At 44.4% G+C, this 14,716-nt stretch carries 15 protein-coding genes; 10 read left to right on the top strand and 5 right to left on the bottom strand.

Annotated elements, in window-relative coordinates:
- Nucleotides 1-29: 29 nt before the first annotated feature.
- Nucleotides 30-464 (bottom strand): thioredoxin TrxC, encoded by a 435-nt coding sequence (gene trxC / locus CSW98_RS05915; RefSeq protein WP_100799532.1) that lies wholly within the window; start codon nt 462-464, stop codon nt 30-32.
- Between the two features lie 68 nt (nt 465-532).
- On the bottom strand, nt 533-721 hold the full coding sequence (locus tag CSW98_RS05910; protein ID WP_100799531.1) for a YgaP family membrane protein: 189 nt from the start codon (nt 719-721) through the stop codon (nt 533-535).
- Between the two features lie 164 nt (nt 722-885).
- Between CSW98_RS05910 and CSW98_RS05905 the strand changes: the two genes are divergently transcribed.
- From CSW98_RS05905 to CSW98_RS05895, 3 genes are read left to right on the top strand one after another with little or no spacing between them, the layout of a single operon-like run.
- Nucleotides 886-1,179: an ArsR/SmtB family transcription factor gene (locus CSW98_RS05905; RefSeq protein ID WP_100799530.1), complete on the top strand. Its 294-nt coding sequence runs from the start codon at nt 886-888 to the stop codon at nt 1,177-1,179.
- Between the two features lie 18 nt (nt 1,180-1,197).
- Nucleotides 1,198-1,617, top strand: coding sequence for a YeeE/YedE family protein (locus CSW98_RS05900; protein WP_100799529.1), 420 nt, complete (start codon nt 1,198-1,200; stop codon nt 1,615-1,617).
- A gap of 12 nt (nt 1,618-1,629) precedes the next feature.
- On the top strand, nt 1,630-2,100 hold the full coding sequence (locus CSW98_RS05895) for a YeeE/YedE family protein (RefSeq protein WP_100799528.1): 471 nt from the start codon (nt 1,630-1,632) through the stop codon (nt 2,098-2,100).
- 73 nt (nt 2,101-2,173) lie between these two features.
- On the opposite strand, the gene CSW98_RS05890 is transcribed toward CSW98_RS05895, so the two are convergent.
- Nucleotides 2,174-3,079, bottom strand: coding sequence for an endonuclease/exonuclease/phosphatase family protein (locus CSW98_RS05890; protein ID WP_100799527.1), 906 nt, complete (start codon nt 3,077-3,079; stop codon nt 2,174-2,176).
- A gap of 301 nt (nt 3,080-3,380) precedes the next feature.
- Here CSW98_RS05890 and nrdD point away from each other — a divergent pair, with 301 nt between their 5' ends.
- The 5 genes from nrdD to CSW98_RS05865 all read left to right on the top strand — a co-directional run bounded on the left by nrdD (nt 3,381) and on the right by CSW98_RS05865 (nt 8,865).
- Nucleotides 3,381-5,501 carry an anaerobic ribonucleoside-triphosphate reductase gene (nrdD, locus tag CSW98_RS05885; RefSeq protein WP_100799526.1) on the top strand — a complete coding sequence of 707 codons (2,121 nt, stop codon included), beginning with the start codon at nt 3,381-3,383 and terminating at the stop codon, nt 5,499-5,501.
- Nucleotides 5,502-5,578: 77 nt separating this feature from the next.
- Nucleotides 5,579-6,052: an anaerobic ribonucleoside-triphosphate reductase-activating protein gene (gene nrdG, locus CSW98_RS05880; RefSeq protein WP_100799525.1), complete on the top strand. Its 474-nt coding sequence runs from the start codon at nt 5,579-5,581 to the stop codon at nt 6,050-6,052.
- 72 nt (nt 6,053-6,124) lie between these two features.
- Nucleotides 6,125-7,315 carry an amino acid aminotransferase gene (locus tag CSW98_RS05875; protein WP_100799524.1) on the top strand — a complete coding sequence of 397 codons (1,191 nt, stop codon included), beginning with the start codon at nt 6,125-6,127 and terminating at the stop codon, nt 7,313-7,315.
- 26 nt (nt 7,316-7,341) lie between these two features.
- Nucleotides 7,342-8,127, top strand: a complete 786-nt coding sequence (locus CSW98_RS05870; RefSeq protein ID WP_100799523.1) for a putative ATP-dependent zinc protease — start codon at nt 7,342-7,344, stop codon at nt 8,125-8,127.
- A gap of 111 nt (nt 8,128-8,238) precedes the next feature.
- On the top strand, nt 8,239-8,865 hold the full coding sequence (locus CSW98_RS05865; RefSeq protein WP_100799522.1) for a DNA-J related domain-containing protein: 627 nt from the start codon (nt 8,239-8,241) through the stop codon (nt 8,863-8,865).
- 5 nt (nt 8,866-8,870) lie between these two features.
- Here the strand turns inward: CSW98_RS05865 and CSW98_RS05860 are convergent, their stop codons facing one another.
- Both CSW98_RS05860 and CSW98_RS05855 read right to left on the bottom strand, forming a co-directional pair.
- Nucleotides 8,871-10,517 (bottom strand): ABC-ATPase domain-containing protein, encoded by a 1,647-nt coding sequence (locus CSW98_RS05860; RefSeq protein ID WP_100799521.1) that lies wholly within the window; start codon nt 10,515-10,517, stop codon nt 8,871-8,873.
- A gap of 66 nt (nt 10,518-10,583) precedes the next feature.
- A complete protein-coding gene (locus CSW98_RS05855) occupies nt 10,584-11,180 on the bottom strand; it encodes an arylesterase (protein WP_100799520.1) in 597 nt (198 codons plus the stop codon).
- On the opposite strand from CSW98_RS05855, the gene CSW98_RS05850 reads away from it, so the two are divergent.
- On the top strand, nt 11,179-11,865 hold the full coding sequence (locus CSW98_RS05850) for an ABC transporter ATP-binding protein (protein WP_100799519.1): 687 nt from the start codon (nt 11,179-11,181) through the stop codon (nt 11,863-11,865). The genes CSW98_RS05855 and CSW98_RS05850 overlap by 2 nt on opposite strands.
- Complete coding sequence (locus CSW98_RS05845) at nt 11,858-14,311, top strand: ABC transporter permease (RefSeq protein WP_100799518.1); 2,454 nt, start codon at nt 11,858-11,860, stop codon at nt 14,309-14,311. Before CSW98_RS05850 ends, CSW98_RS05845 begins: the two co-directional genes overlap by 8 nt.
- Nucleotides 14,312-14,716: the final 405 nt, after the last annotated feature.

Genomic DNA, 14,716 nt, shown 5'->3' with positions numbered 1-14,716 from the left:
ATGATAAGGCGGGAAACTCCCGCCTGATTTTACTTAGTTAATGCATTATCCAGCCAGCCATCGAACTGATGTTTGGATAATGCACCAGCCAACATATCTACGCGCTGTCCGTTTTTAAATACCATTATGGTTGGAATACTGCGGATCTGATATTGCGCAGCGAGCACAGGATTGGCTTCAGTATCAATCTTTATACAGCGTACTTCGCCTTTTCTTTCCTGCGCAACTTCTTTAAATATAGGAGCAAAACTCCGGCACGGGCCGCACCATGGTGCCCAGAAATCCAGTACAACCGGGGTATCTGCGGAGAGCAGCGCAGACAGATTCTCTGTTGTGCCTTCAACTGGAGTTCCATCGATTAGGGGTTCTTTACATTTTCCACATAGGGCTTGCTCTGATATCCGTTCGGCAGGGATGTTATTTAAGCCATGACATGATGAGCATCGGATAGTAACCGTTGACATACGTTCCTCACTACACATAGTTATACCCATACCAGTATTCATTTGATCTCTGGTATGGGCCGTCGATATTATTCACGTAAACCTAATTTCTTCAGGAAAAATACGGCAGGACAGATCCCTGTAAATGCACTCTGGATTAGATTCAGACCGACAAATATGGTTAGCCACACAAAACCGGGATGAACCGTTACGGTCAGAATCACAGACAGCAGTATCATGCTTCCTGCAAGTACTCGTACACCATTCTCTATTGTCATAACCTTTTCCTCTGAACTGTATTTTCCAATGAATACGTACTAAACATACAACCATGTATTAGTTTTGTCTAATATTTATTTTGTGTCTATAATTGAATTCACTAAACAAGTATTGACTAAAGTATTTGTATTAGTAATATCTAATCAAATAGGCGGAGGTGTGTATGGATATCCCTAAGATGCAGAACAGTGCTGTGGATGTATCTGAATTGTTGAAAACCATGGCACATCCGGAACGGCTAATGGTTCTTTGCCAACTTACGCAAGGTGAAGTGGGGGTGGGTAAACTGCAGGAAGGTTCGTCATTGAGTCAGTCTGCTTTCTCCCAACACCTGACAGTGCTTAAAAAGCATGGTCTGGTAAAAGTTCGCAAAGAGTCACAACAGGTTTTTTATTCTTTGTCGGATCCGCGGATAACCCGGTTACTGCAGAATCTGCAAACTATTTTTTGTACATAAAATTTATCTGAGGTATCAATGAGTGTTGAAATCCCCTGGGGATCACTGTTTGGCGGTGTGTTATTGGGGATATCGGCTACAGTATTGCTGTTAGTTAATGGCAAAGTGGCTGGTATCAGTGGAATATTAACGGGGTTGCTTACTCCTAAATCAAAGGACTACTCCTGGCGGTTATTGTTCTTTATTGGCATGATTTGTGGCGGAATGCTGGGATCTAAGCTGTTGGGGGCTCATATACCGACAGAGTTTGCTGCCAGCTCAGGCATGGTAGCGTTAGCCGGATTACTGGTCGGCATAGGAACAAAACTTGGAAATGGCTGTACCAGCGGACATGGTATCTGTGGTATCGGTCGTTTATCGATTCGGTCTGTCGTTGCAACTTGTGTCTTTATGCTGGTTGCTGCACTGACCGTATTTGTTCGCCTTCATTTGCTGTAACCCGGAGGATATATGTCACATTCTGTTTTATTTCGTCTGGTTGCTTTAGTGACCGGGGTATTATTTGGTCTGGGAATGGCGGTTTCAGGAATGGTCGACCCGGATAATGTTGTTGCATTTTTGGATGTCGCCGGTAAATGGTCCCCTGATCTTGCTTTTGTCATGGGCGGGGCACTGGCTGTATTTATGCCAGCATATCTTCTGATTATTAGGAAAAGATATGCACCGTTGGTGGCGGGAGAGTTCTGCTTGGCAAAGAAAAAAACTATCGATCTACCGCTGATTAGTGGTGCCATAATTTTTGGTATTGGCTGGGGGCTGGTGGGTATCTGCCCCGGGCCAGCGGTTTCTTCGCTGGCGGCAGGAAATGGTGGAGTCGTTCTGTTCTTTGCAACCATGATGGTTGGATTGGGGGGAACTAATCTGGTTCTGAATTTCAGGAATAATCGTTTGCAGCAGGCAGAAGTTACACCCGGAAGCTAATATGTACAAAGTAGGATATTTTGAAATCATTTAAGTCATAATGGACAAAGGCGGGAGGTAGCTTCCCGCCTTTTTAATTCACTTCTATAGACATACTTAAAGGACAGTGGTCACTGAGTGTATATCTTAGTACCTGCTCTTTGGTATACAGATTCTGTATCGGCTGAGAATGAGTCATACCACTACTGGTTACAATATGATCGATCAGGTATGGGTAGCGATAAATTTCTCCGGGTTTTTTCTTCGAACGAACCAAACAATCAGCAGTTGAGTGCCGTGTCGCCAGAATAACCTGTGGTTTGCTTCGAATTTCAGTTCCTTGGATGATTTCTTTCCAGAACCAGTCTTCCGGATAAGCAAGGTTGTGATTGAAGTCACCCAGAATAATGAAGTGCTGATTGAGTGAGAGTCGTTTTCGTATCCATACATTTAGGTAATTACCCTGCTCCTTTAGTTGTTTACATGAATAACTGTGGCTGTTTTTTCCCCTGCACCCGGCTTTCAGATGTACCGATAGCAGATGAATTGACGACATACTGGGGTGGTGCAGAATAATATAACTGGCAAACCTTAGCTTCTTGCCCGGGGACAAAAGGACATCCTCCGGGTCACTGATTTCCCATTTATCAGACACCGCAAAGCCGGTGTACTGGTTAATATCATCAAATTGTAAATGTCGATTGGTTAATTTGTTACGGTCAGAGAGATATATTTTATAATGACTGTTAATAATCTGTTTTAGTGTCTCGTTATTATCAACTTCTTGAAACGCTAATATATCTGGCCGGATTCTGTTTATCTGTTCGGCTAATTTAAGAAAATCGTCTGTTGTTCTTTTACTTGCCGCGATATCATTTTGTGGGTTATTGGTTAACCATTCCAGATTCCAGCTCGTGAATAATATTTGTTTTGCATGAATATTATTTGACCATGTAAAAATGAGCATAAAAATTGCTATAAGGCACGGATTTTTTTTCATTATTTTTCCTATCTAAACGGAAACATCGCTGTAGTCTGCATGGTAACAGGGATACAGAAATTTCAAGGCGGAAAATGCTAAAATTTGCTGATTTTGTCTTTTTTTTCCGGAGTGGGATCACATGCGGAAAGATCGAATTGATCTTGCGCTGTATGTCACATTTATTGATCTGGATCATTACTTTTCCCTAGTGCTTCTCGTTAAATACGGCCACAATATCTTGTGTCGGTTGGACAATAAAAAGCCCTATATAGTGTGTTTGTGGGTAAACCTGTGGATATGCTAAGGGTAAGGAGAAAAAGTGAAACCTGTCGTCATTAAACGAGATGGCTCTCGTGCCCCATTCACCCGGGATCGCATTACTGCTGCTGTTGAAAGTGCATCGAATCATACTGATAGTGAATTATTGGCTTATGCTGAAAAAGTAGCAGAAGCTGTTGAGCTGAAATTGTGTGATCGTCATGAAGTCGATATTCAGGAAATTCAGACATTAGTTGAAAATGAACTTATGCAGGGCTCATATAAGGGGCTGGCTCGTTCCTATATTGAATATCGCCATGATCGTGATATTGCCCGTGAGAAAAAAAGTGCATTAAGTAAAGAAATTCAGGGATTGATTGAACAAAGTAATGCTGAATTGTTGAATGAGAATGCGAATAAAGACGGCAAGGTTATCCCGACTCAACGAGATTTGCTGGCTGGTATTGTGGCAAAGCATTATGCCAAAACCCATATTTTACCCCGGGATATTGTTCAGGCACATGATCATGGTGATATCCATTATCACGACCTTGATTACGCACCATTTTTCCCGATGTTTAACTGTATGCTTATCGATCTGGAAGGGATGCTCACCCACGGATTTAAGATGGGTAATGCAGAGATTGATACACCCAAATCTATCTCTACCGCAACGGCTGTAACGGCTCAGATTATTGCTCAGGTCGCCTCACATATCTATGGTGGTACGACGATCAATGGTATTGATGTCATTCTGGAACCATATGTTCTTTCCAGTTATGAAAAACACCTGGAAATTGCCAAAGAATGGGATATTTACGATCCTGAAGCGTTTGCTAAAGCCCGCACAGAAAAAGAATGTTATGACGCTTTCCAGTCTCTGGAGTATGAGGTAAATACTCTGCATACGGCAAACGGACAGACACCTTTTGTTACCTTTGGCTTTGGGCTAGGAACCAGTTGGGCGGCAAAATTGATTCAGACCTCTATTCTGAAAAACCGTATTGCCGGTCTGGGGAAAAATCATAAGACGGCGGTATTCCCTAAGCTGGTATTTGCAATTCGTGACGGACTGAACCACAGAGCATCGGATCCAAACTATGATGTCAAACAACTGGCTCTGGAATGTGCTTCCAAGCGTATGTATCCGGATATCCTCAACTACGATAAAGTTGTTGAAGTGACAGGCTCTTTTAAAACGCCAATGGGTTGTCGTAGCTTCCTGAATCCTTATGAAGAAAATGGCAAGTTGGTTCATGATGGCCGTAATAACCTTGGCGTTGTGAGTCTTAACCTGCCGCGAATTGCATTGCAGGCAGAGCGCAATGAAGCCCGTTTTTTTGAATTGCTGGATAAGAAACTGAACTTAGCTCGTAAGGCTCTGGAAACCCGGATTAACCGTCTGGAAAGTGTAAAGGCCCGTGTAGCTCCCATCCTGTATATGGAAGGTGCATGTGGTGTACGTCTGAAAGCAGATGATTCTGTTGCTGAGATCTTCAAAAATGGCCGTGCATCTATCTCTCTGGGATATATTGGTGTTCATGAAACTATTAATGCCCTGTATGGCAATGAACTCCATGTTTACGATTCTGCTGAGTTGAGTGAAAAAGGGGTTGAGATTATTCGTCGCTTGAAGAAAGCGGTTGATCAGTGGACAGAAGAAACTGGCTATGCTTTCAGTCTGTATGGTACACCAAGTGAAAACTTGTGTAACCGTTTCTGCCGGATCGACGCGAAAGATTTCGGTGTGATTGACGGAGTAACTGATAAAGGTTACTACACAAACAGCTTCCACCTTGATGTTGAGAAAAAGGTGAATCCATACGATAAGATTGACTTCGAAATGCCTTATCCGGAACTATCCAGCGGAGGCTTTATCTGTTACGGTGAGTTCCCGAATATGCAGCGTAACATTGAAGCTTTGGAGAATGTCTGGGATTACAGTTATAGCCGGGTTCCGTATTACGGAACAAATACGCCTATCGATGAATGTTACGACTGTGGTTATACCGGTGAATTTGAATGTACCAGTAAAGGTTTTACCTGCCCGAAATGTGGTAACCATGATTCGACACGGGTATCGGTGACTCGTCGTGTCTGTGGTTATTTAGGTAGTCCGGATGCTCGCCCGTTCAACCTGGGAAAACAGGAAGAAGTGAAGCGTCGCGTTAAGCACCTTTAATTACGTTTGTCCTGTAAAGTACTCTTCCGGTTACGGGAGAGTACGGTTTATTTATACCCGCTCCTATTTATACTGTTATGAACTATAACCAATATTATCCTATTGATGTCGTTAATGGTCCCGGAACACGCTGCGTACTATTTGTATCTGGTTGTGTCCATCAATGTCGGGGATGCTATAACAAGTCCACCTGGTCATTAACATCTGGTTTGCCTTTTACGCCAGCGATGGAAGATCAGATAATTCAGGATCTGCAGGATACCCGGATTCCACGTCGGGGTTTGACCTTGTCTGGTGGTGATCCTTTGCATCCGGCTAATCTTTCAGCGGTGCGAAAACTCTGCCAGAGGGTGAGAGAGGAATGCCCGGGTAAAGATATCTGGATGTGGACCGGATATGTACTGGCAGAACTTACGTCTGGACAGAAGCAGGTTACTCAGTATATTGATGTGCTTATTGACGGCAAATTCGAACAAGATCTGGCAGATCCGGCACTTGAGTGGAGAGGCAGCTCTAATCAGGTGATTCACTATCTGAGGAAGCCTGAATAAACTGCTTTGGATTTTTATTTACTAGTGATAACGTGACGCCATTGCACCAATTATCAAAGGGTTGTCACGTTCATGTTTTCCCATTTACCCACTCCTCAAATTGATCCTATTCTCTCTCTTTCTGCATTGTTCAGGGATGATCCACGTAAGGAAAAAGTTGACCTTGGCATTGGCGTATATCGCAATAGTCAGGGAGAAACACCGATTCTTCAGGCAGTAAAACAGGCTCAGATACAACTGACAGAAAGCCAGACGACGAAGGTATACACCGGGCTTGCCGGCAGAGAAGAGTTTAATCAGAGCATGATTAATCTGGTGCTGAAAGGTACTTCCGCAACAGGCCGGGTTTCTGCGATGCAAACACCGGGGGCAAGTGGTGCGCTCAGAATGCTGGCTGATTTAATTAAGGTAGCTCAGCCGGATACAACGGTGTGGCTGAGTAATCCCAGCTATGTGAATCATCGACCTGTTATGGAAGCGGCAGGATTGAAGGTGAAGCTTTATCGCTATCTGAATCCGGAATCTAAACAGGTCGACACAGCAGCGATGCTGGAGGATTTGTCCTGTTTAGGAGCAAAAGATGTTGTATTGTTTCACGGCTGTTGTCATAACCCGACCGGAGCAGATATGGATTTTTCTGCATGGAAGGCGGTAACTCAGCTGGCACAGAAAAACGGGTTTACTCCATTCGTTGATATTGCTTATCAGGGGTTGGGTGATGGTCTTGAAGAAGATGCCTGGGGAGTAAGATATCTGGCAGATAATCTGGATGAAGTCCTGATCACGACCTCATGCTCCAAAAACTTTGGTTTGTACAGAGAACGAGCCGGAGCAGCCATTGTTGTAGGTAAAAACCTTAAAGATACCATTAACGCGAAAGGGAAGCTGCTTCGTCTGGCTCGGGCAACGTATACCATGCCACCTGATCATGGCGCAGCTTTGGTTCAGATTGTTCTGGATGATCCAACATTGACAGCGATGTGGAAAGAAGAACTGGATAAAATGCGGCAGCGTCTGGTTGGGTTGCGTCATTCTTTATGTTCAGAACTTCGTTCGGTTCACAAAAGCCAACAATTTGATTTTATTGAAAGTCACAAAGGTATGTTTAGTGTGCTAGGCTTCTCAGAGGATCAAATGATTCAGTTACGGAAACAATTTGGCATCTATGGGGTTGCGGACGGAAGGGTAAATATTGCCGGATTAAAAGAGGCTGATATCCCTTATGTTGCCAATGCAATAAGTCAGATTGCCGGACTGAATTAGAGTAATTTTACTGGGGGTTATGTTTAATGGCTCATTTTAAAGCGTTGTCACTGGTTATTCTGTCAGGCTATCTTGTCGCATGCGCATCAACATCGTCTTCTGCTGTTTCTGAAACGGAGATAGCAGAAGGAGCCACTATGAGCGGTCCCCTGTCTGCGGAAGAGATAGCTGAAGTTGCACGGCTGGAGATTAACGTTGCCGGGGCGCAGAATGCGGTTCAGCCAGATCCTGTTCCTGCCCCCCTTGAACCGGCTAATGTACTCTCGGTTGATGAACCCGTAATCGTTGCAGAGCATGTGCTTTCAGCGGCTGTTACTGAAGAAAACGTAGCCGATGAGCCTGCTGAAAATACGCTAATGATTCAGCCTCAAGCTGATCTCACTGTGAATACGGAGGAAGTAACAGCTTCGTCAGAGCCTGATATTGTCCCTGAAGGTAACCAGTTACTGTTTGGTGCCGAAGAGTGGGTCTATCTTGCGGCTACGGATCAGAGCTTTTCTGCAGAAATTGATCCGAATGTTGATTTATCTCTTATTCGAGTCACTGAAATGAGCGTGTTTGAACGTAACGGCAGAGAATGGGTCAGCTTTTCTCTCGGTCAGGGGAGTGTCCTGAACTTACCGGTTGTTGTATGGCTGGAGAAAAGACCCGTTGTTGTTACCTGGGCTCAGGTTGGTGAATACCGTGATAGGGTAAGCTTTGTTTTGATGAACAAAGGATCTTCGGATACGGAGCTCTTACTGGGCAAAAATTTTCTGAGTGACCGGGTGATTGCTGATCCGGGAAGAAAATATCTGCAACCCAGACATTAATCTTATGAGATCTTCGTACCAGTAGTATGTCAGCACGGTATTGTTTCATTGTACCTTTAGAGTAGAGTGTCTCTTATGGTCAAATAAAGTTGTCGCCAGTGCATAAATGTTATGACTTCATCTGCTAATTTTGCATCACAACCGTTTACCGAAATGGAAAATCCGCTCCTCTGGCCGATTCTGGATATTTTGCGTAAACAAAACTCCGGCTGGAAGGTTCATATCCTGTCCGGGCATCTGTCTGAACTGAGTATTCTTCCTGTTCTGGATATTTCACCGGAAAAAGATCTGTTTAAACGTAACTTTTTGATCATGAATGCTTTGTACCAGCTTCAGGAGATTCTGTATCCGGATAGCTGGCTACAGGTTCAGGCAATGGATATCCGTCTGATGGGGACAAGAAATACGATTGGACTGAGTATCGATATGGACGATCCGCTGCGGATGTACTATACCGACTGGGAAAATTATGAAGCAGAAGCTGGAGAAGTTAAGCGGTTACTGAATGAATTCTGGACCCGTTATCGTCATTTTGTCGGTGAGGTCAGGGGAGATATCAATCGCCGGGAAGCACTAAGGATGTTTGAACTTGATCCGGATGCCACGCAGAAAGAGATACGTAAACGTTGGCGAAAACTTGCTCTTATGTGGCACCCGGATCGGGACAATGGTAATGCCGATAAATTCCGGGTGTTATGTGAAGCCTGGAATGTTTTGCGGGAAAAGGAATTTTGCTGACAAAATTACTTGAACTGGGCTTTACGCATCCGGTTCAGAGTCGCCATCACATCAATGGTTCTGGGACAGGCCAGATCACCGTAGTTTGGCATTTGTTTGTACCATTCTTTGTGTAACAGTTCCTCCATTTCTTTGGTCGGGTTGGCTGACCAGCCCGGGGTCTGGGCAAATTGAAACCAGACCCATCCAATGGCATTGATTTCATTGGCTGAGTAGAGCTGTTCCAGTGCCGATATATCGATAAATTCCTTACCGAAACGCAGAGAATTTTCCCCTTTTGCAGATACCCGGAACTTACCGTCAGCAAGGACTTTCTGCAGGCTGTTGCGATGCACTGAACGTGGAGGAAACAGCTGTAATGAATCTGAAGCTTCAGTTTCTCTTCTGCTGGGGTGCTGCGTGATAACCTGCTGAGCTTTTTCAGTAACATCTAGTGGCTGATAGTCATGCATCTGAATCACTGTATCTGCGACATCCAGATAATCTCCTGAACCGCCCATTACGATCAGTGTGGAAATACCCAGATCATCTTTCAACTGACAAACGCGGTCAACCAGAGGAGTAATTGGCTCATCGCCTTTACTGACCAACGATTGCATTCGTTCATCGCGGATCATAAAGTTGGTTGCCGAAGTATCTTCATCAATAAGAAGAGTCGACACGCCTGATTCTACTGATTCCTGTAGCCATGCAGCCTGAGAAGTAGAGCCTGAAGCATCCTGCGTGGAAAAATTAGTTGTTTCTTTTCCCATTGGCAGGTGATTGATATAGTTGGAAAGATTCAGATTATGTACACAACGTCCATCCTCGGCCCGAATTTTCATCGCATTGGTATCCGTTACGACTCGTTCACGGCCATCGCCCGGTATGTGGTCATAAACCGAAAGTTCAATGGCATTCAGTAGTGTCGATTTTCCGTGAAAGCCACCACCGACAAACAGAGTGATCCCCTGCGGTATGCCCAGCCCGCGTATACAACCCTGATTTGGGGTATGCATTTCAACTTCCAGAGATGACGGAGACTGAAAAGCTAAGGCTTCTTTCATGGGAAGATCACAGTTACCGGCGATACGAGGCAAGAGGCTACCATTAGCAATAAATGCGACCAGGCCTTTTTCCTTTAGTTGAGTTCGCATTATGTGTTGATCTTCCACAATTTCGCAGTGGTGGATCAATGCTGTTTTATCCAGCTCCCGCTCCAGAGTCGCTTTGCGAATATACTTTGGCATATGAAAGGTAAGGATATTACTGGCTTTTTTTGCCAAGATTTGCCTTCCTTCTGCTGGTAGATTTACCCGGTAGCGTAATTCAATCCCTTCATCGGTAAACAGAACGGCTGTATTATCCAGCACAATTTGTCCTGTTACGGCAACAGACAGTGTTGTTTCAGCTCTGGCAAATTCAGCAAAGCTACGGGCAATGAAATCGCGGGCGGCAATTTGATAAGATTCGGACTTTTCTCTGAGCCATTCCAAACCGGTCAGAGACCATGGTCGTACAGCCCGTAATCGGGATGCAGAAGCGTAAGGATCAGCCTGGATATAATCGATAAACAGAGTGAAGTCAGTAAAATCATAATTACCTTTTAGCTGTTGGTAAGCCCGGTAGTTCTGTTTCTCCAGTTTTTTTAGCGTTGCAATTAGCTGATCCATTGTTCTATTTAATCTCTGGTTAAAGTGAAGCGCGATTATAGGTAACCGTGACCGGATAAGCAAAAACTACAGATAAGGGGTCAGGCTATCTGCAATATAGCCGGCTATCCAGGGTTGTGCTTCTGCTTTAGGGTGGAGTCCGTCACTCATCATCCATTCTTCCCGGAGAATAACCTGTCTGAGGAAGAACGGGAGTAGTGGTAGCTGATATTGTCTGGCCAGTTGGGGATAAATATTTTCCAGAGCCTGTGTGTAGCGTTTACCGTAGTTAGGCGGTATTTGGATCTGCATCAGAGCAACATTCGTGCCGTTAGCCCGGCTTAACAATATGATTTTTTCCAGATTCTCTTTTATGATTTCGGGACGAAAGCCACGCAAGCCATCATTCGCACCCAGCTCGACCAGTATCCAATCGGGCGTGTGCTGTTCCAACAAAACCGGAAGTCTGTCCAGACCATTGCCTGTGGTATCACCGGAAACACTACCGTTGATAACCGTCATCTCGAGTCCGCGCTGTTTTAGCTCTGCGGGAAGTCTGCTGGGCCAGCTTTCTTCTGCTGACATCCGATATCCGGCACTCAGACTATCACCCAGTACCAATAATGTGGTACTACTTGCAGAGAATGAAATAAATAAAACCAGAAAGGATATGAAGTGCGCCATGTCTGAATCCATTATTAAAGCTAAATCTGTTAGTAAAACAGTCTCTACTAATCAGGAACATTTAACAATCCTTGAAGAGATAAATCTGGATGTTCAAGCAGGAGAAAGTGTGGCGATTGTTGGAGCATCCGGAGCGGGTAAATCGACATTAATGACGCTTCTTGCCGGACTGGATATACCCAGCAGCGGGGATATTTATCTGCTGGAGAAGATGATTTCTCAGACCGATGATGAAGAGCGGGCTGCATTAAGGCGGGATCGCGTGGGGTTTGTTTTTCAAAATTTCTTGTTGATCCCCAGTTTATCTGCGATTGAAAATGTCACACTTCCCTGCCTGCTCAAAGGAGAAAAAGAAGATCGGAAGAGAGGGAAGGAATTATTGGAAGCTGTTGGTCTGGCTTCGCGTGCAAATCATCTTCCATCTCAGCTTTCCGGAGGTGAGCAGCAACGAGTGGCTCTGGCGAGAGCGTTTATGATCAAGCCAGAGGTTTTGTTTGCCGATGAACCGACAGGTAATTTGGATCAACATACAGCTGCAACGATTATTGAGTTGTTGTTTGAATTAAATAAGCAACATGGTACGACGCTGGTACTAGTCACACATGATGCAGATCTTGCCACCCGGTGTGACAGAATTCTGCATATGCAGGGGGGACATCTGGAGGAGTACTCTGGTGATGAATAATGCTCATATCTATGATGATGTCACAATCAAAGGTGCATCTCCCGGACAACGCATGTTTCGCTGGAGTATCGGAGAAATCAGGCATGGCCAGCTCTGGGCTATTTCTATGGCACTGACGTTAATTATCGCCTGTGTTTTTGCGTTGTCGGCTCTGGCTGAACGTATGGAGCAGGTCATCGTTAAGCAGGGACGGGATGTTCTGATGGCTGATCTGGTATTTTCATCATCGACCCTATTACCGGAAACGTTGTTGAGTCAGGTCAAGAGCCTCAATATTCAGTACACCAGAGAAACTCAGTTCAGCAGTATGGCTTTCAGTGATAAACAGATGCAACTGATACAGGTGAAAGCGGTAGACAGCACATACCCACTGGTCGGAATTCTGCACCTGAAAGGCCGCTCCGGTATAAAATATCGGGTAAACCCCGGAGAGTTGTGGCTGGACGAGCGGCTTCTGTCCCTGCTGGAGATAATGATAGGTGACAGCGTCACTGTTGGTGATGCTGATTTTATTGTCAGTGGCACTATTTCTCAGGAGCCTGGGCTGAGTTTTAATCCTTTCCGTCAAATGCCTGCAGTGTACATGCACCAGTCAGATATTGTTGCTACCGGAGCTTTACGTCCGGGAGGGCGTATCCGTTCAAATCTGTATCTCACAGGAAAAGAAGAAACATTGACTCATCTGAAGAACACTCTGGATTTAACGCCGAGTGAGCACTGGAGAGAGCAGAAAAGCAGCCGTCGGGATAACGATATGTTTGAGAAAACAGAGCAATACCTGTCTCTGACTGTTGCGATTGTGATTATCATGGCTGCGATTACTCTGATCCTGACCAGTCAGCATTATGTTTCAGGAAGAAGACAAACCGTGGCTATGTTGAAGAGTATGGGAGCTAGCCGGAAATGGCTTACTTGTTGGCTGTTGATTCAGGTTTCTCTACTCTTGTTTTCAGGAATTATATTCGGAGGAATAACTGGAGTCGGGCTGGAATATTTACTCAGGCTTCCTTTGGTTGATCTGTTACCGGATCCCCTTCCTGGATATGGTTTTAAACCGGCGTTGATTGCTATTGTTACTTGTTTGTTGATTGGGATACCTGCGCTGGGTATCCCTTTGATTGGCCTGATTAATACGTCAGCAGTACATGTCTTTCAGGTAACAAATGAATCTGGCGGGCGGCTTCGTTATATTCTGGTTTTAGTTCCTCTTATTCCTCTGTTGCTTGTATACAGGAATAATTATTTTATCTGGATGGTTATTGCTGGTATGTTACTTCTCCTGCTGGTATTGGCATTACTAAGCATGGTGGTGATTCGGTTTCTGAAGGGGATGTCTGCCTCTGCTGCAATGAAGTTGGCTGTCAGCCGGATCAGTCGTTCACCGTTTATTTCTGGTATTCAGTTTAGCGCTCTTGCTCTCTCATTAATGCTATTGTCAGTCATTTGGCTGGTCAGAACAGATCTGCTGAATGATTGGCAGCAGACTATCCCTGATAGTGCACCCAACGTATTTGCTATCAATATGGCCCCATATGAGGTTGATGCTTATCTGCAACAGCTGGACAAGCATCATTTGTTACGGTCACAGGCTTATCCGATAATACGGGGACGGCTGTCGACAATAAATGGTATTGATGCCAAATCCATGTTTAATAGCCACAGGGAAATGGACTCTCTGAGGCGGGAACTGAATCTGACCTATGCTGAGAGTATTCCTGAGCGAAATAAAATCATAGATGGTGAATGGTCGCCTGAACATGGTGTATCTGTCGAACAGGGTGTTGCTGATGAGCTTGGTCTTCAGATTGGAGATAGACTTGGATTCACTATTAACAGTCAGACCGTTTTTGCTATTGTGAATTCTGTCCGTCAGGTTGAGTGGCGGGAAATGAAACCTAATTTTTATTTTCAGTTTACGCCGGATGTTCTCAAAAATCTTCCGGCTACCTGGCTGGTTAGTTTTCGGGTCGAAGATCATCATCAGGATGTGTTAAAAGCATTATCCCGAACATTTCCGACAGTAAGCCTGCTGGATGTAAGATCGATGGGAGATAAGATTCAGGAGCTGCTGAGACAGATTATCTGGTCTGTGACTGTGTTGGCTGTGTTGGGAGTGCTGGCAGGGTTGCTGCTTATTTTTACGTTATTAAGGCTTGGCCTTGCGCAAAGGCAGGATGAAATACGTTTATACCGGACACTTGGTGCTAGCAGGGATAATATTACCCGCACGATTTGGTATGAATACGGACTGATGGCTTTTGTTGCCGGTATTATTGCCAGTGCTGGAGCGGAAATAAGTGTTGCGAGTGTCATGCTATTTGGGTTTGGACTAGCGGGGCATACACATCCATGGATGTGGCTGGTTCTTCCGGTTTTGGCCTTTTTGACTCTGTTGATCGTACTTAATACATTGATATATAAATTGTTAAAGCCAGTAAAAGGGTAAAAGAAAAAGTTTATCCCACAGAAAAAAGGATTTATCCACAGAAACGGTGGATAAAGATTTGGATAACTTCGTGTGGGATGTGTAGGATCTTTTGCCAGCCCTCAACGGACATTAGCTGAACAAAAGTTCTTATTCACAAAAGGAATTTTTTTAATTTCATAAATATGACGTCAAGTTTTTTCTGCATAATATTTCCATTTTTTTGATGTGATTTGAAGATAAATATACTGCTGTCTATTTTCATGAATTTCACGGCTTTTACCGGCAAAATGTGTTAGGGTTTAAGCATGCTCTTTAAGGTATGGATAAATGTATGGAATGGGTACTGGTGATCGTTTTTGTCATTGTTGCAGGTATAATGTACAACAAAGAGAAAAAAGAAAACCAACAAGGGAAATAAGCAGC

It is taken from the genome of Vibrio sp. HA2012 (genome assembly GCF_002812955.1).
Classification (GTDB): Bacteria; Pseudomonadota; Gammaproteobacteria; order Enterobacterales; family Vibrionaceae; genus Vibrio.
Note: the sequence above shows the minus strand (reverse complement) of the source record. Positions and strands in the feature narration are given on the sequence as shown.